Annotated in this window: 33 protein-coding genes; 12 read left to right on the top strand and 21 right to left on the bottom strand. The window is 29.8% G+C overall.

Translation table 11 applies throughout. The features are described 5' to 3' along the window. Nucleotides 1–51 precede the first annotated feature (51 nt). The 10 genes from VP91_RS04640 to VP91_RS04595 form a co-directional block, all read right to left on the bottom strand. Nucleotides 52–396, bottom strand: coding sequence for a DUF952 domain-containing protein (locus VP91_RS04640; RefSeq protein WP_169036292.1), 345 nt, complete (start codon nucleotides 394–396; stop codon nucleotides 52–54). Nucleotides 397–402: 6 nt separating this feature from the next. Then, on the bottom strand, nucleotides 403–972 hold the full coding sequence (locus VP91_RS04635) for a DUF924 family protein (RefSeq protein WP_169036291.1): 570 nt from the start codon (nucleotides 970–972) through the stop codon (nucleotides 403–405). Beyond that, complete coding sequence (locus VP91_RS04630) at nucleotides 973–1,779, bottom strand: inositol monophosphatase family protein (protein ID WP_169036290.1); 807 nt, start codon at nucleotides 1,777–1,779, stop codon at nucleotides 973–975. It abuts the gene before it with no gap. Between the two features lie 148 nt (nucleotides 1,780–1,927). Beyond that, nucleotides 1,928–2,524, bottom strand: coding sequence for a 2OG-Fe(II) oxygenase (locus tag VP91_RS04625; protein ID WP_169036289.1), 597 nt, complete (start codon nucleotides 2,522–2,524; stop codon nucleotides 1,928–1,930). Beyond that, nucleotides 2,521–3,081, bottom strand: coding sequence for a tetratricopeptide repeat protein (locus VP91_RS04620; protein WP_169036288.1), 561 nt, complete (start codon nucleotides 3,079–3,081; stop codon nucleotides 2,521–2,523). Before VP91_RS04620 ends, VP91_RS04625 begins: the two co-directional genes overlap by 4 nt. Continuing rightward, entirely contained in the window at nucleotides 3,074–3,664 is a 591-nt protein-coding gene (locus VP91_RS04615) for an FMN-dependent NADH-azoreductase (RefSeq protein WP_169036287.1), read from the bottom strand. Before VP91_RS04615 ends, VP91_RS04620 begins: the two co-directional genes overlap by 8 nt. Nucleotides 3,665–3,687: 23 nt before the next feature. Then, nucleotides 3,688–4,395 carry a cytochrome c biogenesis CcdA family protein gene (locus tag VP91_RS04610; protein ID WP_169036286.1) on the bottom strand — a complete coding sequence of 236 codons (708 nt, stop codon included), beginning with the start codon at nucleotides 4,393–4,395 and terminating at the stop codon, nucleotides 3,688–3,690. A gap of 6 nt (nucleotides 4,396–4,401) precedes the next feature. Next, the gene (locus VP91_RS04605; protein ID WP_169036285.1) at nucleotides 4,402–5,244 is read right to left on the bottom strand and encodes a fumarylacetoacetate hydrolase family protein; all 843 of its coding nucleotides are present in this window, start codon (nucleotides 5,242–5,244) and stop codon (nucleotides 4,402–4,404) included. Nucleotides 5,245–5,248: 4 nt separating this feature from the next. Next, a complete protein-coding gene (locus VP91_RS04600) occupies nucleotides 5,249–6,115 on the bottom strand; it encodes an NAD(P)-dependent oxidoreductase (RefSeq protein ID WP_169036284.1) in 867 nt (288 codons plus the stop codon). A 5-nt stretch (nucleotides 6,116–6,120) separates the two neighbouring features. Beyond that, nucleotides 6,121–7,563, bottom strand: a complete 1,443-nt coding sequence (locus VP91_RS04595; RefSeq protein WP_169036283.1) for an NAD-dependent succinate-semialdehyde dehydrogenase — start codon at nucleotides 7,561–7,563, stop codon at nucleotides 6,121–6,123. Nucleotides 7,564–7,655: 92 nt separating this feature from the next. Between VP91_RS04595 and VP91_RS04590 the strand changes: the two genes are divergently transcribed. Beyond that, nucleotides 7,656–7,982, top strand: a complete 327-nt coding sequence (locus VP91_RS04590; RefSeq protein WP_169036282.1) for a GYD domain-containing protein — start codon at nucleotides 7,656–7,658, stop codon at nucleotides 7,980–7,982. A 62-nt stretch (nucleotides 7,983–8,044) separates the two neighbouring features. Here VP91_RS04590 and VP91_RS04585 read toward each other — a convergent pair whose 3' ends face one another. Together VP91_RS04585 and VP91_RS04580 are read right to left on the bottom strand one after the other, a co-directional pair. Continuing rightward, complete coding sequence (locus tag VP91_RS04585; RefSeq protein WP_169036281.1) at nucleotides 8,045–8,371, bottom strand: c-type cytochrome; 327 nt, start codon at nucleotides 8,369–8,371, stop codon at nucleotides 8,045–8,047. Nucleotides 8,372–8,400: 29 nt separating this feature from the next. Continuing rightward, the gene (locus VP91_RS04580) at nucleotides 8,401–9,618 is read right to left on the bottom strand and encodes a sulfite oxidase (RefSeq protein ID WP_169036280.1); all 1,218 of its coding nucleotides are present in this window, start codon (nucleotides 9,616–9,618) and stop codon (nucleotides 8,401–8,403) included. A gap of 167 nt (nucleotides 9,619–9,785) precedes the next feature. On the opposite strand from VP91_RS04580, the gene moaA reads away from it, so the two are divergent. From moaA to VP91_RS04555, 5 genes are read left to right on the top strand one after another with little or no spacing between them, the layout of a single operon-like run. Further along, nucleotides 9,786–10,778: a GTP 3',8-cyclase MoaA gene (moaA, locus tag VP91_RS04575; protein ID WP_169036279.1), complete on the top strand. Its 993-nt coding sequence runs from the start codon at nucleotides 9,786–9,788 to the stop codon at nucleotides 10,776–10,778. Then, nucleotides 10,778–11,323, top strand: a complete 546-nt coding sequence (gene moaC, locus VP91_RS04570; RefSeq protein ID WP_169036278.1) for a cyclic pyranopterin monophosphate synthase MoaC — start codon at nucleotides 10,778–10,780, stop codon at nucleotides 11,321–11,323. Before moaA ends, moaC begins: the two co-directional genes overlap by 1 nt. A gap of 8 nt (nucleotides 11,324–11,331) precedes the next feature. Further along, nucleotides 11,332–11,799, top strand: a complete 468-nt coding sequence (locus tag VP91_RS04565; protein ID WP_169036277.1) for a thioesterase family protein — start codon at nucleotides 11,332–11,334, stop codon at nucleotides 11,797–11,799. Beyond that, nucleotides 11,796–12,065 (top strand): molybdopterin biosynthesis protein MoeD, encoded by a 270-nt coding sequence (locus VP91_RS04560; RefSeq protein WP_169036276.1) that lies wholly within the window; start codon nucleotides 11,796–11,798, stop codon nucleotides 12,063–12,065. Before VP91_RS04565 ends, VP91_RS04560 begins: the two co-directional genes overlap by 4 nt. Continuing rightward, entirely contained in the window at nucleotides 12,065–12,511 is a 447-nt protein-coding gene (locus VP91_RS04555; RefSeq protein WP_169036275.1) for a molybdopterin synthase catalytic subunit, read from the top strand. The genes VP91_RS04560 and VP91_RS04555 overlap by 1 nt, the downstream gene beginning before the upstream one ends. A 42-nt stretch (nucleotides 12,512–12,553) precedes the next feature. Here VP91_RS04555 and VP91_RS04550 read toward each other — a convergent pair whose 3' ends face one another. Continuing rightward, complete coding sequence (locus VP91_RS04550) at nucleotides 12,554–12,988, bottom strand: pseudoazurin (protein WP_169036274.1); 435 nt, start codon at nucleotides 12,986–12,988, stop codon at nucleotides 12,554–12,556. Nucleotides 12,989–13,112: 124 nt separating this feature from the next. Between VP91_RS04550 and VP91_RS04545 the strand changes: the two genes are divergently transcribed. Beyond that, the gene (locus VP91_RS04545) at nucleotides 13,113–13,358 is read left to right on the top strand and encodes a DUF1244 domain-containing protein (protein ID WP_169036273.1); all 246 of its coding nucleotides are present in this window, start codon (nucleotides 13,113–13,115) and stop codon (nucleotides 13,356–13,358) included. On the opposite strand, the gene moaB is transcribed toward VP91_RS04545, so the two are convergent. Beyond that, nucleotides 13,359–13,859: a molybdenum cofactor biosynthesis protein B gene (gene moaB, locus VP91_RS04540; RefSeq protein ID WP_169036272.1), complete on the bottom strand. Its 501-nt coding sequence runs from the start codon at nucleotides 13,857–13,859 to the stop codon at nucleotides 13,359–13,361. It abuts the gene before it with no gap. Nucleotides 13,860–13,883: 24 nt separating this feature from the next. On the opposite strand from moaB, the gene VP91_RS04535 reads away from it, so the two are divergent. From VP91_RS04535 to VP91_RS04525, 3 genes are read left to right on the top strand one after another with little or no spacing between them, the layout of a single operon-like run. After that, complete coding sequence (locus VP91_RS04535) at nucleotides 13,884–14,627, top strand: sulfite exporter TauE/SafE family protein (RefSeq protein ID WP_169036271.1); 744 nt, start codon at nucleotides 13,884–13,886, stop codon at nucleotides 14,625–14,627. Nucleotides 14,628–14,631: 4 nt separating this feature from the next. Beyond that, the gene (gene msrP, locus VP91_RS04530; RefSeq protein ID WP_169036270.1) at nucleotides 14,632–15,537 is read left to right on the top strand and encodes a protein-methionine-sulfoxide reductase catalytic subunit MsrP; all 906 of its coding nucleotides are present in this window, start codon (nucleotides 14,632–14,634) and stop codon (nucleotides 15,535–15,537) included. 24 nt (nucleotides 15,538–15,561) lie between these two features. After that, on the top strand, nucleotides 15,562–16,131 hold the full coding sequence (locus tag VP91_RS04525; protein ID WP_169036269.1) for a sulfite oxidase heme-binding subunit YedZ: 570 nt from the start codon (nucleotides 15,562–15,564) through the stop codon (nucleotides 16,129–16,131). Here VP91_RS04525 and VP91_RS04520 read toward each other — a convergent pair. Together VP91_RS04520 and adh are read right to left on the bottom strand one after the other, a co-directional pair. Next, nucleotides 16,128–16,475, bottom strand: a complete 348-nt coding sequence (locus VP91_RS04520; protein WP_169036268.1) for a DUF779 domain-containing protein — start codon at nucleotides 16,473–16,475, stop codon at nucleotides 16,128–16,130. The genes VP91_RS04525 and VP91_RS04520 overlap by 4 nt on opposite strands. Nucleotides 16,476–16,520: 45 nt before the next feature. After that, nucleotides 16,521–18,071, bottom strand: a complete 1,551-nt coding sequence (gene adh, locus VP91_RS04515; protein WP_425305183.1) for an aldehyde dehydrogenase — start codon at nucleotides 18,069–18,071, stop codon at nucleotides 16,521–16,523. Between the two features lie 335 nt (nucleotides 18,072–18,406). Between adh and VP91_RS04510 the strand changes: the two genes are divergently transcribed. After that, the gene (locus tag VP91_RS04510) at nucleotides 18,407–18,997 is read left to right on the top strand and encodes a 2OG-Fe(II) oxygenase family protein (protein WP_169036266.1); all 591 of its coding nucleotides are present in this window, start codon (nucleotides 18,407–18,409) and stop codon (nucleotides 18,995–18,997) included. On the opposite strand, the gene VP91_RS04505 is transcribed toward VP91_RS04510, so the two are convergent. Further along, nucleotides 18,987–19,877, bottom strand: a complete 891-nt coding sequence (locus VP91_RS04505) for a DMT family transporter (RefSeq protein ID WP_169036265.1) — start codon at nucleotides 19,875–19,877, stop codon at nucleotides 18,987–18,989. The two genes, VP91_RS04510 and VP91_RS04505, sit on opposite strands and share 11 nt — an antisense overlap. Beyond that, the gene (locus tag VP91_RS04500) at nucleotides 19,874–20,353 is read right to left on the bottom strand and encodes a YbaK/EbsC family protein (protein WP_169036264.1); all 480 of its coding nucleotides are present in this window, start codon (nucleotides 20,351–20,353) and stop codon (nucleotides 19,874–19,876) included. Before VP91_RS04500 ends, VP91_RS04505 begins: the two co-directional genes overlap by 4 nt. Before the next feature lie 147 nt (nucleotides 20,354–20,500). Here VP91_RS04500 and glnA point away from each other — a divergent pair, with 147 nt between their 5' ends. Continuing rightward, nucleotides 20,501–21,907 (top strand): type I glutamate--ammonia ligase, encoded by a 1,407-nt coding sequence (gene glnA, locus VP91_RS04495; protein ID WP_169036263.1) that lies wholly within the window; start codon nucleotides 20,501–20,503, stop codon nucleotides 21,905–21,907. 5 nt (nucleotides 21,908–21,912) lie between these two features. Here glnA and VP91_RS04490 read toward each other — a convergent pair whose 3' ends face one another. From VP91_RS04490 to VP91_RS04480, 3 genes are read right to left on the bottom strand one after another with little or no spacing between them, the layout of a single operon-like run. Continuing rightward, entirely contained in the window at nucleotides 21,913–22,083 is a 171-nt protein-coding gene (locus VP91_RS04490; RefSeq protein ID WP_169036262.1) for a hypothetical protein, read from the bottom strand. Between the two features lie 58 nt (nucleotides 22,084–22,141). Then, nucleotides 22,142–22,474, bottom strand: coding sequence for a HesB/IscA family protein (locus VP91_RS04485; RefSeq protein ID WP_169036261.1), 333 nt, complete (start codon nucleotides 22,472–22,474; stop codon nucleotides 22,142–22,144). Continuing rightward, nucleotides 22,474–22,770, bottom strand: a complete 297-nt coding sequence (locus VP91_RS04480) for an iron-sulfur cluster assembly protein (protein WP_169036260.1) — start codon at nucleotides 22,768–22,770, stop codon at nucleotides 22,474–22,476. Before VP91_RS04480 ends, VP91_RS04485 begins: the two co-directional genes overlap by 1 nt. Between the last annotated feature and the right edge of the window lie 2 nt (nucleotides 22,771–22,772).

The raw sequence follows: 22,772 nt of genomic DNA, 5'->3' as shown, positions 1-22,772 counted from the left end.
TCGCTAAATTATAGGGGAACTCTTTTGGAGTTTTCTGAAAGGGTGTCCCCCTTAAAAGTTACTTGGTAATACGTGTGAACCATCATCTCTTAAAGTAATTTCAATTTCATTAACTACGTTAGTCATATCTAGTGGAGAGTATAAGTGAGGAAACATATTTCCATCTGATGCTTGTTCCCAAAGTAAATGATCAAGCTTTAAAGTATCTACTTTTAATAGAATTAAACCTTTTTGATTTAAATAAAATTTTTTAAGTGTACTTTTAACCTGATCTTCTCCTGAGAAATGAATAAAGCCATCTTCCAAATCTTTTTTGGAACCTAAAAATTGATTTTTATTTTTTGCATCATCTAATTCTGATTTTAAGCAAATTTTATAAATAAATTTTAAATTCATTAAATCTTACCAAGATGAATTTGGTTCTTTAAGAAACTCAATTTCTTCTAGGGTAGATTTTCTATTTAACACTTGATTTCGATGGGGGTATCTATGAAATTTTTTTATAGCTTTGGTATGATCTTGCCAAAACTTCTTAATCTCAATAATTCCAGAATGATCTTTCAAATATTTATCCATCAAGTAATAAGCCATTTCATGATCGGTTATCTCTTCACTATGGATTAAGGGTAAAAGCATAAATAATCTTTGACTTTCATCCATCTCTTCCAAAAAACCTGCATACACTGCATCATTTACAATCAGTCTTGTTTTATGATCTTGCTCATAAGCTTTTTTATTATCTCTAAAAATGTTTCTTGAAAATTGATCAAAAAGAATAACTAATGCTAAGCATCCTAGAGCACTATCTTGCCAGTCATCATATTCATTCTTGCTAGCTGATTCATAGTCTTTTAAAAATTTTTCTTTAATTAACAAATCAAAATCTTTATGTTTTTGAAATCTTTTTTTAGGTGGTGTCTCTTTAAACCAAAAATCTAAAACATTTTGAGCTTTATCAGGTAATTTTTGCATCTATTTTGAAATAGGTTTTAAAAGTTTAAGCATTTTGTTGTGAAGAGACTGATTTGCTGAAACTAAAATACTTCCAGCATTAACCGCATCTTTATTCTCCCAAGTAGTAACCACACCTCCTGCAGCTCTTATAATTGGTATTAATGGATGTATATCCCAAATTTTATTTGTTGCTTGAAATACAACATCAATTTTTCCTTCACATAAATGGGAATAACTTAATGCATCTGCTGTAGGAAATTGCATTAATTTTAGAACCTTAGGAATTTTCATTTGTTGTTTAAGAGAGATTGCACCATGAAATGCCCCTGATACTTTAATTTGATTAAATGATATATTTTTTGAAACAGAAATTTTTCTTTTTTTACTATTTTCAAAAACAAATGAGCTTTTACTATTAAAATTTAAATAATATTTATTTAAAATTGGAAAGTTTGCCAATCCTACAACAGGATTACCTTTAAAATTTAAAGATATTAAATTACTCCACGTTGGATTACCTATTACAAATGATCTTGTACCATCAATCGGATCTATGATCCATGTATAGTCACTAGTTGATTTTTTATATCCAAATTCTTCACCTATCACTTGATGATTTGGAAATTTTTTTTTTATCTTCAATCTAATGAATTTTTCAAATGCAATATCAGATGTAGTAACAGGATCATATCCTTTGCTTTTTAGTTTATTAGATACCTTGAAAGCTTTGTTAAGTTTTGAATAATAAAATTTATTTAGATCCTTAGCTAAAGTATTTAAAAAACTAGAGTATATCTTATATTCTTTTGTATTTAATAAGTTCATCAGAAAAATACTTACTATCTAATTTAAATTGATTAAAGCTTAATTTTAAACAATCTCAAATTTATATTACAATTAATACTAAATTTTTTTATAAAGCTTTATATAGACCATGAAACAAGAAAAAAACTTGAATATATAAAAATAAAATTTAAGCTGGAAAATGCAGCCAGCCAGTAATTATGTATTTAGAACCACTTTTTAAAACTGAGCCAGTATGTGCATGCGTCCATTCTGCTGGCCAAATTAAAGTTTTACCTTTTTCTGGCTTTATCTTTAATTTATAAAACTCGAAATCAGTTGTTCCTCCATCGCTAACATCGTTTAAGTATGTCATAAATGCAAAAACTCTGTGTAAAGCTGAAATATGTGTTCTTTCTGAGTGTAATTTTGAAAAGTGATCTCCAGGTAAATATTTTTGTACGTTAAATGATCCGATGTTCACTTTACTGATAAATTTATCTACAAAAGGCCATTGATCTTTGTAATCTTCGTAACACTCATGAAGTTTTTCAAAATAGACTTTGAAGATTTCATAATTCGGTTCAGCTAATTTATTTGGATTAATTGTAATATCTGTTGTTTTTTTATACTTAGTATTAACACCGGTGCCTGTAGCTCCTTGATGTTGGAGATCTTTATTGTTTTCAAAAAATTCAATTATTTTATCAGAAATAATATCTTCATTTAAAGACCAACACCCTATAAAATTAGGAGCTTCGCTACTTGATATTTTTAACCTTTTCATGAAAGATAATCTATGCGTTCGTTATTAAATTCTATCATACCTGTACTTTTTTGAAGATATTTTATTCCTTCTTTATGTAAATTTAAATGCAAAAGTGTTTTACCTAAAAGACCATTTAAGATATTATTATTTGGAAATTTAATTATAGCCATTTCAATAAAGTTTTTTGTATCTTTTTTGTTTTTTTCATTAAATAAGCAAGTAGCAAATTTTTCATAGTTTGCCTCTTTTTGATAATCTGAATTAATAATGATTTTTAATAAAGGTATTGCATCCTTAAACCTTTCTAACCTACAATACATCGTTGCAAGATTGTGCATAAGAATGGTTTGATTTGGAAGTATTTCATTGCATTTTTCATAATAATTAATGGCTTCATCATATTGTCTTAACTTTTCATAATTTAATCCAATATTATTTAATACAGATATATGTTTTGGATTTAAAGTAAGCAATTCTTTGTATTTTTTTAAAGATTGTAAGAATTTTTTTTCTTTATATAATTTTTCTGCCTTATAAAAATTATCAGTGAAAATTTGATTACTATCTTTATTCATCGATATTAATATCTAATATTTTTTTTTCAGCTTTGCTAATTGATTTTTCATAATCAATAGCCATTTGATCAGCAGCTATAATATCTATGTTTTTTATACCAAAAAAATTTAAAACATGAACTAACCATGGTGTTAAAAAATCTTCGCTACTATTAACTTTTGTACCTCCAGAAGTAATTATAAGATAAACCTTTTTGTCCTGAAGCAATCCCACTCTACTTCCATCTTCATTATATTTAAAAGTCTCTTTAACTCTTGCAGCTAAATCTGCCCACGCTTTTAGTGTTGCGGGTGGTCCAAAATTATAAATGGGAACTGAAATTATTATTGTATCACAATCTTTAAGTTCTAAAACTAACTTATCTGATAACTCAAACATTTTTTTATGTTGTGCAGTTTTTTTATCTTCAGGAATTTTCATTCCTGACTCAGTTAGATTGGAAATAAAAATCATCTCATCATTAAGATCTCTATAAATAACCTCATCTTTAGGTTTTTTAATTTTGTCTAATAATTTTTTTGCTAATGCCCTTGAAGTAGAACCTTCTTTTCTAGCACTTGTATCAATTTGATAAATTTTCATAAGTATAAATAATTATTAAACTATTAACCAAAATTTTGCAAAAAGGGTAATGTGTTTAATAGATAATAGCCAAAAATCTGGAGTTGATTAGTTAAAATTAAAATTCCTGTTATTAAAAGAATTATACCCCCAATTCTTGAAACTAAGTTGATATTTTTTCTAAAATTTTTAGAAAACATCAAAAATTTTTGCATTAGATATCCAGATAAAATAAAAGGTATTGCTAAACCTAGTGAATAAAAGCTTAATAAAATTATTGCGTTAAACATTGTTTCTTCTGTTGAGGCTAATGCAAGAATAGAACCTAGGATTGGTCCTATACATGGTGTCCAACCAAAACCAAAAGCCATTCCGACTACAAAAGAAAACCAAACATTATTATTATTTTTTGCATAAATTTTTTTCTCATAATTTAAAAAACTTATATTAATAATTCCAATTAATTGTAGAGAGAATACAATTATTACTAATCCTGCAACTATTCTTAAAAATTGAGAGTTTTGTAATAAGACCTGTCCTAAGTAAGAGGCTGCAGCACCAAACATAATAAACACAAAAGAAAAACCCAAGGTGAATAATATTAATGGGATTAAGTTTATTTTTTTATCCTCAAGTAATTCATTTAAAGAAGCTCCAGTAATAAAAGAAATATAACCAGGTATTAGGGGTAAAACACAGGGTGATAGAAAACTAATTAATCCTGCACCGAAAGCAACGAAAAGTTCAATCATATTAAATTATTCTGCTTTTACTTTTATATTTTGTTTACCAAGACTATCAATTGACAAGTTCATCAAATCACCATTTTTTAAAAAAACCGGGGGACTCATTCCTAAGCCAACTCCAGGTGGAGTACCTGTTGTGACTATATCACCAGGCATCAATGTTATAAAGCTAGTAATATGGGCTACCAAAAAATTAAAATTAAAAATCATTTGATTGGTGTTTCCTGTTTGATGTCTTTCACCATTAACATCTAATGTTAAATTTAAATTATTAATATTCTTAATCTCATCTTTTGTGACCAAATAAGGACCCAATGGACCAAATGTATCACCAGACTTTCCTTTAACCCACTGACCACCTTTTTCTTTTTGCCACTCACGCTCACTTATATCGTTACAAATACAATAACCAAAAATATAATCTTGAGCATCTTTTTCTAAAACTCTTTTAGCTACTTTTCCAATAACAAAAGCAATTTCAACCTCATGATCTAATTTATTAGAACCTTTTGGAATTATTACATCATCATTAGGTCCGACTATTGAATGAACTGATTTGTTAAATAGAACTGGATTTTCAGGAGTTTTTGCTCCTGTTTCTTTTGCATGTTCTGCATAATTTAATCCTATTGCAAAAAAATTTCCTGGTTTTGTTATACAAGACCCAATTCTTATATTTTCATTAATTTCTTCTAAACTTTCTAGATTACTTTTCTTTAATATTTCTAAGTTTTTAAAATTTATATTTTCAGGATCTAAATCTTTTATAATTGAAGTAAGGTTTCTATATTTTCCATTTTTATCTAATGCAGCAGGAATTTCTTTACCTTTTTTTCCAATTCTTAATAATTTCATATTTTTATTTTTTATCTATTTTATTAATCTCATTATATAATGAGCTATGATCAGTATCACCATGCCCATTTTTTACTAAGTTTTGATACATTTCTTTTATTAATTTTGAGATTGGTAAATGTAAATCAACTGCTTTGCCAGCGTTTATAATATTTGTCATGTCTTTTAATTGTGTTGTAGTTTTTCCTTTAGGTGAAAAATCTTTATCAGTCATCCTTTTTCCATGAGTTTGTAATATTTTGCTGTCTGCCCAACCTCCTGCTAAAGCTTTAATCATTTTATCAGGTTTTGTTCCTGATTTTTCACATAATGTTACTGCCTCCGCTACAGCTCCTATGGTCACACCAACTATAATTTGATTGGCTAATTTAGATATTTGTCCAGATGATACCGGTCCTACCAATGTTGGATTTCCTAATATTTTAAGTATATCAAAATTTTCTTTAAATATTTTTTCGTCTCCACCCACCATTATAGCTAGTGAAGCATCTTCAGCTCCTATCGTGCCACCTGAAACGGGAGCATCTAAATAATTTATATTTCTTTCTTTTAAAATTTCTGAATATTTTTTTGATATTTCAGGACTAATTGAACTCATATCTATTACTGTTGCTTGTGGTTTGATATTTTTTATAAATTCTTCACTACCCATTACTTTTTCAACAGCAGCGTCATCGGTGAGCATTGTAATAATTATGTCTGAGTTTATAACAACATTTTTAATTGATGTTGAAACTTCAGCACCGAATTCTTTTAATCTTTTAGCTTTATCTTGCGATCTATTAAATACTTTTACCTTGTAACCAGATTTTAGTAAGTTTTTTGCCATAGGAAAACCCATAAGGCCAATTCCTATAAAACTAATTTGCATAAATATTAGCCTTTAATACCCATGTGAGTATATTTAACATTAAGGTAGTCTTTGATAGCCATTGATCCACCTTCTCTTCCATAACCACTCTGTTTAATTCCACCAAATGGTGCTTCGGCAATCGCAACTACGCCTGTGTTCACTGCTACTGACCCTGTTTCTAGTTGTTCCGATGCCAAGTGGGCTGTTTCCATTGAATTAGTGCAAACATAACTACATAATCCAAGTTCATGATTGTTTGCTCTTTCAATTACTTCATCAAAAGATTTAAAAGATAACATTGGTACTAGTGGTCCAAATGGTTCTTGTTTCATAATAGTATAATCATCTTTTACATTATCAAATATTGTTGGCTCATAAAAAAACCCTTTGTTAAAACCAGCTGGTCTTTTTCCACCTAATAAAACTTTAGCACCTTCTTGTTTAGTTTGTTCAACTAACTCTTCAATCTCATCTAATCTTTTTTTAGTTGTTAAAGGACCTAATTGAGTGTCTGGGTCCATTCCATTACCAATTTTTAATTTTTTTGTTTTTTCTATAAATAAGTTTACAAACTCATCTTTTTTAGACTCTTGAATATAAAACCTATTAGGAGATATGCAGACTTGTCCATTATTTCTAAATTTAGCAGCTATTGCCATGTCAGCTGCTTTTTTAATATCCGCATCATCAAAAACAATAAATGGTGAATGACCCGACAGTTCCATTGTTACTCTTTGAACTTTATCAGCAGCTTGCTTTAATATTAATTTTCCAACTCTTGAAGATCCTGTTATTGAAATCTTTTTTACTATATCTGAGTCAATTAATTGTGATGCTATACTTGGCGGATCACCAGATAATAAGTTTACTACCCCTGCTGGTACTCCACATTCTCTACAGATATCAACCATCTCCATTACAACACCTGGTGTGATTACATCTGGTTTAATAATAACAGAGCATCCTGCTGCTAATGCTGTAGAAATTTTTCTTGCTGATAGAACTAAGGGAAAATTCCAAGGTGATAGTCCAGCTACAACTCCAACTGGTTGGTAATAAACATGTACCCTTGTATCTTCAAATCTACTTTCAACTGTTTGCCCATAAATTCTTTTTGTTTCTTCTGAGTTCCATTCAAAAATATCTGCAGCACCAGTAACTTCTCCTTTTCCTTCAGCTAAAGGTTTTCCTACCTCTAGAGTCATCCATTTGGCAAGTACATCTTGCTTCTCTCTCATTTTATCAGCAATTTTTCTTAAGGTATAAGCTCTTTGCCATGGTGGAGTTTTTTTCCAAACTTGTAGTCCTTTTTCAGCAGACTTTAATGCACGCTCAACATCAGCAGGTGTAGCTTTTGAGGCATGACCTAAAACTTCTTCTGTTGCAGGATTAATAACTTCATAAGTTTCCTTGTTAGAAGAGGGTGACCAATTGCCATCGATAAATTGTCCAAATTTTTCGTACATAATTTGCTAAACCTTAAGTTGATTTTAAAAAATAATTATTCTAATTTTTAACAAATATGTTTTAATCTTACAAATTAATAAAGGAGAAACTTATGAAAAAATATATTGTGATGGGAAATTATACTGCAAAAGCATTTCAAGGCTTTATGAAGAATCCTTCTCAAGATAGAGCAGCGGCAGCAACTCAATTATCAGAAGCTGTTGGTGGTAAAATGGTATCTTTTGATATCGTTAGAGGAACTTATGACTTTGTTGGAGTAATAACTGGGGATGTAGGTTTTGAGGCAACTGCAGCTGTTAAATTAGCTGTTGAGTCAACTGGAACAATAACAAACTTTACTATCCTTGAAAAAATGGACATTAACAAAGCTGCTGAATTAGCTACTAAAGCTATGGCTGGTTACAAACCTGCTGGATAACTGTTTATTCTAACTTCCAGCTTTTACTAGTTGGAAGTTAACTTGTCGTAATGTTTTTATAATTATTTTCCAGCAGAATTTGCTACATAAAAAGAGACTATATCTACTTGCTCTTTTGTTAACATTTCATCTTCCCCATAAGCAGGCATTACACCAAGTCCATAAAATACCATGTCTTGAACTTCGGCTTCTGTTGGTTTTAAAGAATCTAAACTAGGACCCACATTCCCTTCTGCTCCTGCTGCTTTTAAAACATGACAGCCCGCACACCCTGCAATTTCATTAAAAATTTCAAGACCCTGTATCATTTTAGTCTCATCTGCTTTTACACTTTTTAAAATAAAAAAAATGATAAAAAAAAGGGCTATAAAAAAATTATTTTTTTTCATAGGCCCTTTTAAATTATTTGATTAGTAAATTAAACTACAGAAATTTTTACGCTATGGTCTTTCCAGCCATTGTGCGCATAACCTCTTCTATTTTCCATTCTAAGCTCAGGTTGCGTGTTCGAACCATTGCTAGCTTTACTAGAAAGAGTGTAAGTTCCAGCGGATAAAGTAGTTTCTAAAGCGAACTGTCTCCAAGCAAATTTACCAAGGTCTGGTCCAATAAATTTTGCTTTTTTCCAACTGTTACCACCGTCTACTGACACTTTAACACTTCTAGCTTTTTTAGTTCCACCCATTGCAACACCAACGATTTGGACTTTTCCAGCTTTTACAGTACCCGTTTCATCTGTTGGTCTTGTAATCCAAGATTTAACTGGCATCTCCCAACATGTAGGATATTGAGATCCTTTTTTTCCTATAGGTGAGATTCTGTAACTACTTTTCATATATTTCACATCAGACTCTGTTTCTGTAAATGCTAATTTTCCAACATGTTTTACATTGTTAATTCCAAAATAACCCGGTGTAATAGTTCTTAATGGTCCACCATGTGAATTTGGTAGTGGATCACCATTCATTTCCCAAGCTAAGATAGCATCCTTATAAGCTTTTTTAGGAACTGATCTTTCTACCATTGCTTTTTTTGGATCCAGTCCAGTTGGCGCATGGTCAACTCCTGATGATGTCATAAAAACTGCACCGCTAGAAATACCACCACAAGCATCTACTACTGCTTTTACTGGAACACCCGTCCACAAAACACATGCAGCTGCTCCTGTTTTCCATTGTGATCCTCTTACTTTGTGTGCAAAAAACCCTCTTCCATTTCCTGAGCATTGCAAAATTGTAGCTATTGTTGTGTGACCAAGCTTTTGTAATTGAGCTAGTGTAAATGTTTTAGGATTTTTAACTCCTGAAACAGAAATCTTCCAATTTTTTCTATTACCGATTTGTGCATCAGTCATAGTTGGCATATTATTTCTTATATAAACATTTGCATTTGGTGTAACAATACTTTCTCCAATTGCACTTCTATGAGTTTCTATTCCTTTGTCTGAGTGAATAATTAATGCGTCTCTATTTTTCCAATTAATAAAATTAGGTAAACCTTTTGATCCATCTTTGTGATTTGCAGTTGCAAATGTAATTGGTACAATAGCTGCAGTGGCGGCTAAACCAGCTACTGAAGCTGATCCTGTTAAAAAATTTCTTCTACTTGAATTAACTCTTACTTTAGATTTTTTCATATTTTTCCTTTTTTTTAAATTCAATAAGTTAGAACATTTTAATAATATCAAAAAAAAACATGCTAACAATTAAAAAAATAAGTCTATTTCTCGTAATAGTTTATTAACTTATAGGTTGTGCCTAAAATAATCATTCTTATTAGATTTTTATTGTGTTAAAAAATATTATGAAGGAATTGCAAGATACATTTGGAAGAAAATTTCCTTATATAAGGCTTTCAATTACGGATGTGTGTAATTTTAGATGTACATATTGTTTGCCTCAAGGATATAAAAAAACACCTGGAGATATGAGTAGCTTCATGAGTGCTAAAGAAATATCAAGATTAGCAAAAGCATTGTCAGAATTAGGTGTGTGTAAAATAAGATTAACTGGTGGTGAGCCAACTGTTAGAAAAGATTTTTTTGATATTCTTAAAAATATGAAGCAGAATTCAAATATTCCAAAAATTACAATGACTACAAACGGCTATCGATTAGATAAGATTGCTAAACAATTATATGATGCAGGGTTAGATGGTATCAATATAAGCATAGATAGTTTAAATAGAGAAACTTTTAAAAATCTTACTGGACACGATAGGCTTTCAGAAATTTTAGCTGGTATAAAAATTTTACAAGATTTGGATTTTAAAAGCATAAAAGTCAATGCTGTTTTACTCAAAGATATAAATGATACTGAAAAAGATTTTGAAACTTTTGCAAACTTTATAAAAGAAAATAAAATTGACTTTAGATTTATAGAATTAATGGAAACTGGAGATAGTAAAGAATATTTCAAAAAAAATCATGTTCCTGCAAAAATATTTAAAGATTATTTAGAAAAAAATAATTGGATTTATCAAACTCATGGAAAAGATGCTGGTCCAGCTTTAAATTATATACATCCAGAGTTTAAAGGTAAGTTTGGATTAATAGCACCTTACTCAAAAGATTTTTGTAAATCCTGTAATAGATTAAGAATTACTGCTAGAGGTGATTTAAGATTATGTTTATTTGGAAATACCGGAACAAAAATTAGACATCTCTTACAAAGAGACAATCAAAAAGATGAATTGGTTGACCTGATCATCTCACAATTACACCTTAAAAAAGCGTCACACCACTTAGAACTTGGAGATACTGGAATTACTCCAAATCTTTCAAGCACTGGAGGATAATGACAACTTTAAAAGCTATAAATAAAGATCAATTAAAAGATTGGGCTAAAGAAATTTTTAAAAAAAATTCTTTTAATATGATTGATGTTTCTTCCAAAAAAGAAACTTTTAGAAGAGCTTTAGCATCTGGAAAAATTTATGTTGGAAAAGAAGTTTTTGATCTAATTAAGAATAAAGAAATGCCTAAAGGTGATCCTATTACTTTGGCTGAAATATCAGCTGTATTAGGTGTAAAAAAAACAAGTGAACTAATCCCTTTGTGTCACCCACTTCCAATAGATCATACTGCTACAAAAATTATTATGCATGAAGACGATAGTTCTTTAGAAGTTTTTTGTATTGTCTCAGCTTTTTCTAAAACGGGTGTAGAGATGGAGGCTATTATGGGAGTTAATGCAGCTTTAATTACAATTTATGATCTTAGTAAAATTGTAAATCAACACCTGCGAATTGATGGTATTAAACTGCTAATTAAAGAAGGTGGAAAAAGTGGTCTATGGACAAACCCTGATGGATTACCAGATTTTTTAAAAGGTATCTTTTAGATAAAATCGTGTCTGTTTATTTAAAATCAGAAAAAATAATTAAGGAATGGGTTGATTATAATAACCACCTTAATATGGCCTATTATATTTTAATTTTCGATCAAGCGTGCGAAGTATTACTTGAAAAATTCAAAATGGGTGCTGAATCAGCTAAAACAGAGAAAAGAAGTACAATGGTTGTTGAAACTAATACTAAATATATTAGTGAAGTAAAAGAAGGAAATGAAGTAGATACAATGCTAACTTTTTTTGATCATGATAAAAAAAGATTGCATTTAAAACTTGAAATAATTGAAAAAAAAACAAAAAAAGTTTCAGCCTCTATTGAGTGGCTTTCGTTATATGTTAATTTAGAAACAAGGAAAGTGACCGAATTTGAGAATGAAAAAATAATGATAATGAATAATTTCATTGAAAAAAATAAGAATGATTTTAATTATGAGGATCTAAAATTTTCTTCAAAACTTAAAAAATGAAAATAAAACTTGAACTTTTTGGTGCCTGTAGAGATTTTAGTGATAGAGATCATTTGGAATTTAATATTAAAGATCAAATAGAAATCAAAGATTTTAGAATAGAAATCATTAATTATTTAGAAAAAAACTTTAAAGGAAATGAAAGTTTTAAAAAAATTGTAAAAAGCTCAGCTTTTTGCTCAGAAGATAATAATATTATCAATGATAGTTATAAAATTTCAAGAGATCAAAAAATTGGAATTATACCCCCGATAGGTGGTGGATAATGTTTCATGCAAAAGTCATAGATATAACAAAAGAAAAAATTGAACTTTCAAAAGCTGAAAAATTTATTGCATCTAGTAAGTGTGGTGCTTCAATATATTTTGTTGGAACTGTACGAGATTTAAATAATGATAAAAAAGTAATTGGCATGACTTATGATAGTCACGACGCTTTGGTAATTAAAAGCTTTGAAGAAATATATAAAGATTCTTTAAAAAAATTTAAATTTGATAATACTGCAGTTTTCATAGAACACATAAAAGGTAAAATTCAACTGGGAGATATAAGTATTCTTATTGCTGTTGCTTGCAAGCATAGAAATCAGGCATACGAATTATCTAGATTCTTTATTGAAGAGATTAAAAAGAAAACCCCTATCTGGAAAAAAGAACATTACGAAAATGAAGATAGTGAATGGTTAGAAGGTAATCCAATTCAAACTAAATAATAAATTTCTGCCAGTATTTCTACTGGCAAAAAATTCTTTTACTTATAACTGATCAAATAATTCTGCTGCTAATTTTTTTGATTTACCAACAAATTTAATGGATTTTATTATTTCAAGGTTTGACTTGTCATTTCCTACTACTACAAACCCTATCATTCCCATCATTTTATGTGGTGTACACCAATAAGCATATATGCCAGGTTTTTCAAATTTAAACTGTGTATCCTTATTCATTTTTGATTTGAATTTTGTGACACCCTCTGGTGTTCCTCCTTTAATAAACTCAACATTATGACCTTTACTAGCAGCTTTCCAAAATACAGTGTCTCCAACATCAACTCTAACTATTTTGTTAGAAAATACCATTATCTCTTTTCCTGATTTATTTAACATTTCTATAGTTACATCTGCTGCAAATGCAGAATTAAAACTACTTAAAAAAATTAAAATAAGTGTTTTTTTTAATATATTTTTCATATTCATTTTTTTCTTTTCTACACATATATTGATTGATATTTTATAAGATAGATAAATTAACAACTTAAAATTCGCAACTAAATTATTTTTTTAAATTGTGAGTTGAATAAATAAAGATAAAAATATGGATAATAAATTAAACCAAGAGTTACAATCTTTAACATTTGAAAGATTATTAAGTCACTTAAGAGAAAGAAAAGATGTTCAAAATATAGATTTGATGAATCTTTCTGGATTTTGCAGAAACTGTTTATCTAAATGGTATAAGGAAGAAGCTGACAAAAAAGGTATTGTAATTTCTGATCTTGATGCAAGAGAGCATGTATATGGAATGCCTTACCCTGAATGGAAAGAAAAATATCAGAAATAATTATTTCTCTTTTAGTCTTGGAAATAATTCAACAAAATTACAAGGTTTGTGATTAATATCTAACTGATGTTTTAATATTCCTTCCCATGCATCTGTAACTCCTCCTGAAGATCCTGGTAATGCAAAAACGTATTTGCCATTTGCTAATACCGCACAGGCTCTAGACTGAATTGCTGAAGTGCCAACAGTTTTTAAGCTTATAGTTCTAAAAACTTCACCAAATCCTGGTATGTGTTTGTCTGCTATTTCATTGACTGCTTCAGGGGTAATATCTCTTCCAGTAAGACCTGTGCCACCTGTGGTAATAATTACATCGATATCTTTTTTATTTATCCACACTTGTAAAATTTTTCTTATATCTTCTTTTTCATCTTTGCAAATTTTTCTATCTACTAGATTGTGAGATGCTTCTTCAATTTTTTTTACTAAAATTGCACCTGACTTATCATTTTCAAAAGTTCTAGTGTCAGTTACTGTTAAAATAGCTATATTGACTTTCATATATTTTTATAAGAATAGTTAACCATGAGCATATTATCAATCTTATTTTTTATCACTGCAATTTTATACTCTAGTGTTGGTTTTGGTGGTGGCTCTACTTATCTGGCACTCCTATTAATTTGGGGGGTTCCATATACTATTTTTCCAATAATAGCTTTGACATGCAATATAATAGTTGTCTCAGGAAACTGCTTTAATTACATTCGAGCTGGTAATCTTAATTTTAAACTACTAATGCCTTATCTAATTGGATCTATTCCATTAGCATTTATAGGTGGTTCTCTTCCAGTTGATAAAAAAATTTTTGAAATTTTATTATTTTTCGTTTTGTCAGTAGCTGGATGCTTATTATTATTTAATTTTAAATCCTATGATGACCAAAAAGAGAGTTATAAAAATATCTCATATTTTATGTCTATCATTATTGGAGGTATCTTAGGATTTATCTCAGGAATTGTTGGTATTGGTGGGGGTATTTTTTTAAGTCCCATTCTATTTTTACTTAAAGTTGCTAAACCAAAACATATAGTTACTTCAGCATCTTTATTTATATTAATAAACTCTGTATTTGGAATTATTGGTCAATTAACTAAAAATTTAAACTTCAGTGACATGTATGGTTATTTCTATTTATTAATGGCAGTTTTAATTGGTGGACAAATAGGCAACTATTTAAATTTAAAGATATTTCCAACTAGATTATTAGCATTAATAACCTCTGGCCTTGTATTATTTGTAGCTATTAGAATGGGTTTTAAGTTAATTTAACTTTATGAAAAAATATAAACAATCAGAGATAACACCTGAAAAAATATATAAAAAAAGAAGAAAATTTATTAAATCTATTGGCCTAGGTATGAGCTCATTGTCCTTAAGCACCATACCGTTTTTAAACAAAGGCTATTCACAAAATAAAAATGAACTAACGTCATATGAGGATATAACAACTTATAACAACTATTATGAGTTTGGAACTGGGAAAGGTGACCCCTTCAAAAATTCACAAGAATTTGTTACTAAACCGTGGAGTGTCACTATTGAAGGTGAAGTAGATAATCCAATAACACTTTCAGCTGAAGAAATAATTTCTTTATTTCCTTCTGAAGAAAGAGTTTACAAACTTAGATGCGTTGAAGGATGGTCTATGGTAATTCCTTGGATGGGATTTTCTTTAAGTAAATTACTTAATAAAGTATCTGTTAAAAATAGTGCAAAATTTGTTGAATTTGAAAGTATTTACGACCCTTTGCAAATGAAAGGTCAAAAGTATCCAGTATTAAACTGGCCCTACAGAGAAGGATTAAGAATTGATGAAGCTATGCATCCTATAACAACAGTTGTTACCGGGCTTTATGGAAAAGCATTACCTAATCAAAATGGAGCTCCATTAAGAATTTTTGTTCCTTGGAAATATGGTTTTAAAAGCGCAAAAGCAATTGTTAAAATAAAATTAGTTGAAAATATGCCCACATCATCTTGGATGAGGTCATCCCCAAGAGAATATGGGTTTTATTCAAATGTTAATCCTAACGTTTCACATCCTAGATGGTCACAAGCAACAGAACGTGTCATAGGTGAAGGTATTTTTTCTCCCAGAATTGAAACAGAAATGTTTAATGGGTATGGTGATGAAGTTGCAAATTTATACTCAGATATGGATTTAAAGAAAAACTTTTAAATACATAAAATTTTTTTATAAAATATGCAGAAATATATAAAAATACCAATTTTCTTTTTATCTTTACTACCAATATTAATTATTTTTTATCAAATTATCTTTAATCAGTTAGGTCCTGAGCCTGTAAAAGAAATTACACATGTAACTGGTAATTGGACACTTCGTTTTATTATAATTACACTTGCAATGACTCCTTTACAAAAGTTTACTAAATTAAATTTCTGGATTAGCTATAGAAGAATGTTTGGCTTGTTTGTATTTTTTTATGCATCATCACATATGATGACTTATGTAGGAATAGATTATCGCTTTGATTGGTCCAGTATTAGTGATGATATTGTAAAAAAAAAATTTATATTTGCTGGATTTTTAGCTTGGCTTTTATTAGTGCCACTCGCTCTTACTTCGTCTAAACGAATGATAAGATTGCTAAGAGATAAGTGGAAAAAACTACACAAACTTATTTATATAATTTCTTTATTAGGAATTATTCACTATTTGTGGTTAGTTAAAGTAGTTACAGTTGAACCCTTAATTTATCTTATAATTATAGTAATTTTACTTATGCTAAGAGTAAAAATGAAATTCAATTAATTAATTGAATTTTTTTCTGGCACACAAATCTCTGATCTTGTTAAAAATCTTCTTCCAGTTCCATTATCGAGTGAAAACATTCCACCCATACCTTGAATACAATCAATAATTAAATCTGTATTTTTCCATGCTTCATGTTGGGTTTCGCTTATATAAAAAGGAATACCACCAATTTTTCCAACTAACACATCATCTTCACTTACAAGAAATTCTTTAACTGGGTAGCACATTGGAGCACTACCATCACAACATCCACCTGATTGGTGAAAGAGTAATTCTTTACCATGATCCTTTTTTAGATCTTCAATTAGCTCTAAAGCTGAGGGTGTTGCTGAAACTTTCATAGTTATATGGCCTGTAATTTAATACAGGCCACTATAATATATCTGTTAAAAGAAGCCTAATTTTTTCTCACTGTATGACACGTGTAAGTTTTTCACCTGTCTATAATGATTAAGCATCATTTTATGTGTTTCTCTACCAATTCCAGATTGTTTGTAACCTCCAAAAGCAGCATGAGCTGGGTAAGCATGGTAACAGTTAGTCCAAACTCTACCTGCTTGGATTCCTCTTCCCATTCTATAAGCAACATTACCGTTTCTAGTCCAAACACCTGCTCCTAAACCATAAAGAGTGTCATTAGCAATTTCTAATGCATGAGCTTCATCTTTAAATTTAGTAACAGATACTACTGGTCCAAAAATTTCTTCTTGGAAAACTCTCATAGAGTTATTACCTTCAAAAATAGTAGGTTGAATGTAGTTTCCTTTTTCCAAACCACTATTTAAGTTAGCAACTTCACCACCACATAGAACTTTGGCACCTTCTTTCTTACCTAAATCTAAGTAAGATTTTATTTTTTCCATTTGTTCTAATGATACTTGAGCACCAATCATAGTTTCCATTTTTAAAGGATTATCTTGTTTAACTGCTTTCGTTCTAGCAATAGCTCTTTCCATGAATTTATCATAAATAGATTCTTGGATTAATACTCTACTAGGACAAGTACAAACTTCACCCTGATTAAGAGTAAACATCGCAAAACCTTCAAGACATTTATCAAAGAAATCATCATCTTGATCCATGACATCCTCAAAGAAAACATTTGGAGATTTTCCACCTAATTCTAAAGTTATTGGAATTAAGTTTTGTGATGCATATTGCATGATCAAACGTCCAGTAGTTGTTTCACCAGTAAAAGCAATCTTTCTGATTCTTTTAGATGAAGCTAATGGTTTACCTGCTTCAAGACCAAAACCACTTACAACATTAACAACTCCTGGGGGTAATAAGTCTCCAATAAGCTCCATTAATAGTAAGATTGATGCTGGTGTTTGCTCAGCTGGTTTTAAAACTACACAGTTACCTGCAGCAAGTGCTGGTGCAAGTTTCCATGTTGCCATTAATAATGGAAAGTTCCATGGTATAATCTGTCCAACTACACCAAGTGGTTCAGGTATATGATAAGAATATTCGCTATTACTTATCTCTGAAACAGAACCTTCTTCTGCTCTGATTACTCCAGCAAAATATCTCCAATGATCAACAACTAACGGTAAGTCGGCTGCCATACATTCTCTGATAGGTTTTCCGTTATCTAAACATTCAGCAGTAGCTAATAGTTCTAAATTTTTTTCAATAACATCAGCTATTTTAAGTAGCATGTTAGATCTTTCAGTTATTGATGTAACTCCCCAAGTAGGAAAAGCAGCATGTGCAGCATCTAATGCAGCATCAACATCTTTTGCATCTGATCTTGGAACAGAACATATAACTTCATTGTTAATTGGGCTTACGTTATCAAAATACTTTCCTGATTTTGGCTTAACGAATTTACCCCCTATAAAATTTCCATATTGTTCTTTAAATGGGAATTTGACTTTTAAGTGAGATGTATCTAGTAATGGAGATCGTCCACTTTTTACTGTTTCTGTGCTCATTTTTATCCTCTCTATCTTATTATTGTTTCTTAGCTTATTTTTTTTAATTGGTTTAAGTAACTTCTTTTTAGTCACACCTTTTTTCTTTTTGACTTTTTTAAGATTTTTATTTTTTTTAGGTAATCGTTTAGCCAAGTTTTTCTTTATTTTTTTTTTGACTTTACGTTTAGATTTCTTGGCTGTTTTTTTCTTTTTAATAGCCATGTAATAATTAAACAAAGATTAACTTTAAGATCCATAAATTATATTATTAATTTTCTACTCAAGATTGAAAAAAACCTACATCTTGTGCTTAATATAAATGTGTCTAATACTCACTCTTAAAATAGGAAATTATGAAAACTTTAAGAGCATTTGGTCCCACTTTAGGAAAGGGTAAATTATCAAGAAAATTTATTACTACCATAAATTCGCAGATAGAAAGGTCCATCTTGACTAAAAATAATGACTATAGCTCAAAACTTGCTAGTCAAATTAAAAATGAAATAAAAATATCTAATTCTTTTGTTAAAAAAAAACTATCTAAAGAACTAATAATAAATATAAAAACTTATTTAAAAGACTCAGAAATTCATAATATTGAAGAAATTAAGATAATAAACCTCTGGGTAGTTAGACAACTTAAAAATGAATATAATCCAATTCACTATCATGATGGCCAGTTATCAGGTGTTGGTTATCTTAAAATACCAAAAAATATGAATCAAAATCAAATAGTTAAAAATAAGAAGATTAAAACAAATGGAACAATTGATTTTATAAATGGTCAAAGAGGTTTTTTAAGTAAAAGTATTTATAACTTAAACCCGAAAGTTGGGGACCTTTTACTGTTCCCAAACTATTTGATGCATACTGCCTATCCTTTTAATATTAATGGAGAAAGAAGATCTTTTTCATTTAATGTTAAAATTATTTTTAAAAAGTAGTTTTTTTATTACCTGCTTTTTTTACAAAATAAAGTCCAACTAGAACTGCTAACAATGAAGTTAGAACCTTATCAGTAATTAATTCGTCTAAAAATATATAACTTAAAATAATTCCAAAAAGAGGTATTAAGTAAGAAACTTGAGACTGAAATATTAGTCCATTGTTCTTTAAAATTTTAAATCTTAGAAGCCATGCTAAACCTGTTGATACTAAACCAAGGTAAACCACAGAAATACTTGACTCCATTGAAGGTGTGGTTTCCCAAGGTTTTTCTATAAAAGAAACAAATGGTATCAAAATTATTAAAGCCCAGATTAATATTGATCCAGTTACATTTTCATTTTTTTTATTACTGATTTTAAGAGTTAGAACTCCCCCCACTACATAGCAGGTTGATCCAAGTAAAATCATTAACGCGGAGAAAAAATTATTATCATTAATCAAAAAGTTATCTGAAAATAAATAAACAATACCTGAAAAACCAATTAATATTCCAAATGTTTTAATAAAATCAAATTTTTCATTTCTAGTAAAAAAATGTCCTAATACAGTTGAGCTCAATGGTGTAGTTGACATTAATATCGCTGCTAAATTACTTTGTACTGACTTTACGCCATAGGCAATCAAGAAAAATGGCAATACCAAATTTACAAATCCGATTATAGCAAACCAATACCAATCTTTTGAAAAAGCTTCAATTTTAATCTTTTTATAAAAACATAGTAGTAGTACTGGAATTGATCCAAAAAAAACTCTTAAAAAAGCAATTGTGATAGGACCAAAGGATTCTGTTGCAATTTTTATATTAAAAAAAGCTGATGACCATATTAAAGCTAAAATTACTAATAAAGTATAATCAATTAATTTAGGCTGTCTCATTCAATTATATCTTCAACTTTCCCATTTGTAATTTTTTGAATATCTTCAAAATTAATCTTAAAAACACAGTTTGGATGTCCAGCTGCTGCAAACAACTCATTAAATCTTTCTATAGAGTCATCTATAACAATTTCAATTTTTTTTAAATGACCAATCGGTGAAACACCCCCTATTGTATATCCAGTTTGGGTTTTAACCTCTTCTGGAGATGCCATTGAGATATCTTTTGTATTTTTTATTTTTTTTAGTTTATTTAATGAACACCTCTTATCTCCTGCTATTAAACACAATATAAAACTATCCTCTGTCTTAAAAAGTAGACTTTTCACAATAGCACCAACATCACAACTTAACGCCATTGCTGCATCTTGTGCAGTCCTTGCTGAATTTTCTAAAACAATAACTTCTAAGGATTGGTCAAAATCCTTAAGAAATTTTTCTGCTCTTTTAACTGGTTCTTTATCTAATAAGCTCATATTTCAACTAACAATTGATTGCTAATCTAGCAAATAATGTTGTAATTCATATGTAAAAAATGCATAGGTGATATTTATTAATCAAGCAATATTATTAGAAAAAAATTTGCTAATATTTTGGTACAAAATTTATAAAGGGGAGAAACTATGACTGCTGCTAATGTTTTAAAATTCATGAAGGAAAAAGAGGTTGAATTTGTTGATTTAAGATTCACAGATCCTAGAGGTAAACTTCAACACTTAACCATGGATCATACTATTGTTGATGAAGAAATGCTAAATGAAGGTGTGTTTTTTGATGGTTCATCTATTGCTGGTTGGAAGGCTATTAACGAATCTGATATGATTTTAAAGCCAGACACTTCAAGACTTATTATGGATCCTTTTACTTCTCATAATACATTAATTCTTTTTTGTGATATTTTAGATGCTGTAAAGAAATCACCATACGATAGAGATCCTAGAGGAACTGCAAAAAAAGCAGAAGAATATTTAAAAAAATCAGGAGTTGGTGATAAAGCGTTTTTTGGTCCTGAACCAGAATTTTTTGTTTTTGATGATGTTAGAATTAATAATGACCCCAATAATACTGGTTTTAAAATAGATAGCAAAGAAGGTCCTTACAATTCAGGAACCGAATATGCTAACGGAAATATGGGCCATAGACCTCCAGTAAAAGGTGGATATTTCCCAGTCCCTCCAGTTGACAGTGAACAAGATATGAGAGGTGAATATTTAAAAAGTTTAAAAGAAGTTGGGATTAAAGTTGAAAAACATCATCACGAAGTAGCACCAAGTCAGCATGAACTTGGTATGTATTTTGGAACACTCGTAGATCAAGCTGATAATGTTCAGTTATATAAATATGTAGTACAAATGGTTACTCATTCTTTTGGTAAAACTGCAACATTTATGCCTAAACCAATCGCAGGAGACAATGGCTCTGGAATGCATATTCATCAATCTATTTGGAAGGGTAAAACACCAGTTTTTTCTGGTGATAAATACGCAGGTCTTTCTGAGACGGCATTACATTATATCGGTGGTATTTTAAAACATGCAAAAGCAATTAATGCTTTTTCAAACGCAACAACAAATAGTTATAAAAGATTAATTCCTGGTTTTGAGGCACCAGTATTGCTTGCTTACTCTGCAAGAAATAGATCTGCTTCTTGCCGTATACCAATTTCGTTAAGTAAAAATGGTGCAAGATGCGAAATTAGATTTCCTGATGCTTCTGGAAATCCTTATCTTACTTTTGCTGCTATGCTTATGGCCGGTTTAGATGGAATTAAAAATAAAATACACCCAGGAGAATCTTTTGATAAAGATCTTTATGATCTACCTCCAGAAGAGGTTAAGGATATTCCAACTGTTTGTGGTTCTTTGAGAGAAGCTATGGAAAGTTTAGATAAAGATAGAGAATTTTTAACTGAAGGTAGTGTATTTACTGATGATCAAATTGATGCTTATATTGCATTAAAGTTTGAAGAAATCCATAAATTTGAACATGCCCCTCATCCAGTTGAGTTTGAAATGTATTACAGTAGTTAAAATAACTATTGTCTGGTTGTTGCAATTTTATCTTTGTTAATCCCTTTTTTAACAACGTAGTCCTGTGTGCCATTTGCACCAGTGTTCACCTCTGTTCTAAGGGTCTTGAAGAATGTTCTTTCTTTCAAAGATTTTTCCAATGATTTAACAAGATTTTTAAATTCAAATTTATTCATACTTAAATATTACACTAGATATGTGAAATTTGCAATGCTGATATGCGTATTTGTTATACTATACTTTAAAGGACTCACCACAACCACAACGTTCAGATTCATTGGGATTGTTAAAAACAAATGAGGAAGAAAAATCCTCTTTTTTATAGTCCATCTCTGTTCCTAAAAGATACATTACAGCCGCCGCATCTACGAAAACCTTAACACCTTTATCTTCAATTATCTCATCTGTTGGATTAACTTCTTTAGCATACTCCATAACATAAGACATACCCGCACAACCACCAGACTTAACTGCAACTCTAACACCTATTGAGTTTGACTCAACTCCAGACATAATTTCTTTAATACGGCTTGCGGCATTATCACTTAATTTAATTATAGGACTCATTATAAATTTAACTCCAACTTAGCAGCTTCTGACATCATAGATTTTTCCCAAGGTGGTTCAAAGACTAAATCAAGATCAACCTCCTTTATACCTTCAACTTGCATAGCACTATCTTTAACTTCTTTAGGTAAACTTTCAGCAACAGGACAATTAGGTGTAGTTAGGGTCATAATAATTTTAGCTTTAGCATCTTTTACCTTAACATCATAAATCAAACCTAGTTCATAAATATTTACTGGTATCTCAGGATCGTAAATTTTTCTTATTTCAGCTATTACTTTTTCTTTTAAATCCATAA

The organism is Candidatus Pelagibacter communis (genome assembly GCF_012932795.1).
GTDB classification, from domain to species: Bacteria; Pseudomonadota; Alphaproteobacteria; order Pelagibacterales; family Pelagibacteraceae; genus Pelagibacter; species Pelagibacter ubique_S.
The sequence above is the reverse complement of the archived record's forward strand: the minus strand, read 5'-3'. Positions and strand labels throughout refer to the sequence as shown.

What these genes read in the sequence shown, in the direction of transcription:
- VP91_RS04640 (WP_169036292.1), bottom strand. Translation starts at nt 396, where the DNA reads ATGAATTTAAAATTTATTTATAAAATTTGCTTAAAATCAGAATTAGAT.
- VP91_RS04635 (WP_169036291.1), bottom strand. Translation starts at nt 972, where the DNA reads ATGCAAAAATTACCTGATAAAGCTCAAAATGTTTTAGATTTTTGGTTT.
- VP91_RS04630 (WP_169036290.1), bottom strand. Translation starts at nt 1,779, where the DNA reads ATGAACTTATTAAATACAAAAGAATATAAGATATACTCTAGTTTTTTA.
- VP91_RS04625 (WP_169036289.1), bottom strand. Translation starts at nt 2,524, where the DNA reads ATGAAAAGGTTAAAAATATCAAGTAGCGAAGCTCCTAATTTTATAGGG.
- VP91_RS04620 (WP_169036288.1), bottom strand. Translation starts at nt 3,081, where the DNA reads ATGAATAAAGATAGTAATCAAATTTTCACTGATAATTTTTATAAGGCA.
- VP91_RS04615 (WP_169036287.1), bottom strand. Translation starts at nt 3,664, where the DNA reads ATGAAAATTTATCAAATTGATACAAGTGCTAGAAAAGAAGGTTCTACT.
- VP91_RS04610 (WP_169036286.1), bottom strand. Translation starts at nt 4,395, where the DNA reads ATGATTGAACTTTTCGTTGCTTTCGGTGCAGGATTAATTAGTTTTCTA.
- VP91_RS04605 (WP_169036285.1), bottom strand. Translation starts at nt 5,244, where the DNA reads ATGAAATTATTAAGAATTGGAAAAAAAGGTAAAGAAATTCCTGCTGCA.
- VP91_RS04600 (WP_169036284.1), bottom strand. Translation starts at nt 6,115, where the DNA reads ATGCAAATTAGTTTTATAGGAATTGGCCTTATGGGTTTTCCTATGGCA.
- VP91_RS04595 (WP_169036283.1), bottom strand. Translation starts at nt 7,563, where the DNA reads ATGTACGAAAAATTTGGACAATTTATCGATGGCAATTGGTCACCCTCT.
- VP91_RS04590 (WP_169036282.1), top strand. Translation starts at nt 7,656, where the DNA reads ATGAAAAAATATATTGTGATGGGAAATTATACTGCAAAAGCATTTCAA.
- VP91_RS04585 (WP_169036281.1), bottom strand. Translation starts at nt 8,371, where the DNA reads ATGAAAAAAAATAATTTTTTTATAGCCCTTTTTTTTATCATTTTTTTT.
- VP91_RS04580 (WP_169036280.1), bottom strand. Translation starts at nt 9,618, where the DNA reads ATGAAAAAATCTAAAGTAAGAGTTAATTCAAGTAGAAGAAATTTTTTA.
- moaA (WP_169036279.1), top strand. Translation starts at nt 9,786, where the DNA reads ATGAAGGAATTGCAAGATACATTTGGAAGAAAATTTCCTTATATAAGG.
- moaC (WP_169036278.1), top strand. Translation starts at nt 10,778, where the DNA reads ATGACAACTTTAAAAGCTATAAATAAAGATCAATTAAAAGATTGGGCT.
- VP91_RS04560 (WP_169036276.1), top strand. Translation starts at nt 11,796, where the DNA reads ATGAAAATAAAACTTGAACTTTTTGGTGCCTGTAGAGATTTTAGTGAT.
- VP91_RS04555 (WP_169036275.1), top strand. Translation starts at nt 12,065, where the DNA reads ATGTTTCATGCAAAAGTCATAGATATAACAAAAGAAAAAATTGAACTT.
- VP91_RS04550 (WP_169036274.1), bottom strand. Translation starts at nt 12,988, where the DNA reads ATGAAAAATATATTAAAAAAAACACTTATTTTAATTTTTTTAAGTAGT.
- VP91_RS04545 (WP_169036273.1), top strand. Translation starts at nt 13,113, where the DNA reads ATGGATAATAAATTAAACCAAGAGTTACAATCTTTAACATTTGAAAGA.
- moaB (WP_169036272.1), bottom strand. Translation starts at nt 13,859, where the DNA reads ATGAAAGTCAATATAGCTATTTTAACAGTAACTGACACTAGAACTTTT.
- VP91_RS04535 (WP_169036271.1), top strand. Translation starts at nt 13,884, where the DNA reads ATGAGCATATTATCAATCTTATTTTTTATCACTGCAATTTTATACTCT.
- msrP (WP_169036270.1), top strand. Translation starts at nt 14,632, where the DNA reads ATGAAAAAATATAAACAATCAGAGATAACACCTGAAAAAATATATAAA.
- VP91_RS04525 (WP_169036269.1), top strand. Translation starts at nt 15,562, where the DNA reads ATGCAGAAATATATAAAAATACCAATTTTCTTTTTATCTTTACTACCA.
- VP91_RS04520 (WP_169036268.1), bottom strand. Translation starts at nt 16,475, where the DNA reads ATGAAAGTTTCAGCAACACCCTCAGCTTTAGAGCTAATTGAAGATCTA.
- adh (WP_425305183.1), bottom strand. Translation starts at nt 18,071, where the DNA reads ATGAGCACAGAAACAGTAAAAAGTGGACGATCTCCATTACTAGATACA.
- VP91_RS04510 (WP_169036266.1), top strand. Translation starts at nt 18,407, where the DNA reads ATGAAAACTTTAAGAGCATTTGGTCCCACTTTAGGAAAGGGTAAATTA.
- VP91_RS04505 (WP_169036265.1), bottom strand. Translation starts at nt 19,877, where the DNA reads ATGAGACAGCCTAAATTAATTGATTATACTTTATTAGTAATTTTAGCT.
- VP91_RS04500 (WP_169036264.1), bottom strand. Translation starts at nt 20,353, where the DNA reads ATGAGCTTATTAGATAAAGAACCAGTTAAAAGAGCAGAAAAATTTCTT.
- glnA (WP_169036263.1), top strand. Translation starts at nt 20,501, where the DNA reads ATGACTGCTGCTAATGTTTTAAAATTCATGAAGGAAAAAGAGGTTGAA.
- VP91_RS04490 (WP_169036262.1), bottom strand. Translation starts at nt 22,083, where the DNA reads ATGAATAAATTTGAATTTAAAAATCTTGTTAAATCATTGGAAAAATCT.
- VP91_RS04485 (WP_169036261.1), bottom strand. Translation starts at nt 22,474, where the DNA reads ATGAGTCCTATAATTAAATTAAGTGATAATGCCGCAAGCCGTATTAAA.
- VP91_RS04480 (WP_169036260.1), bottom strand. Translation starts at nt 22,770, where the DNA reads ATGGATTTAAAAGAAAAAGTAATAGCTGAAATAAGAAAAATTTACGAT.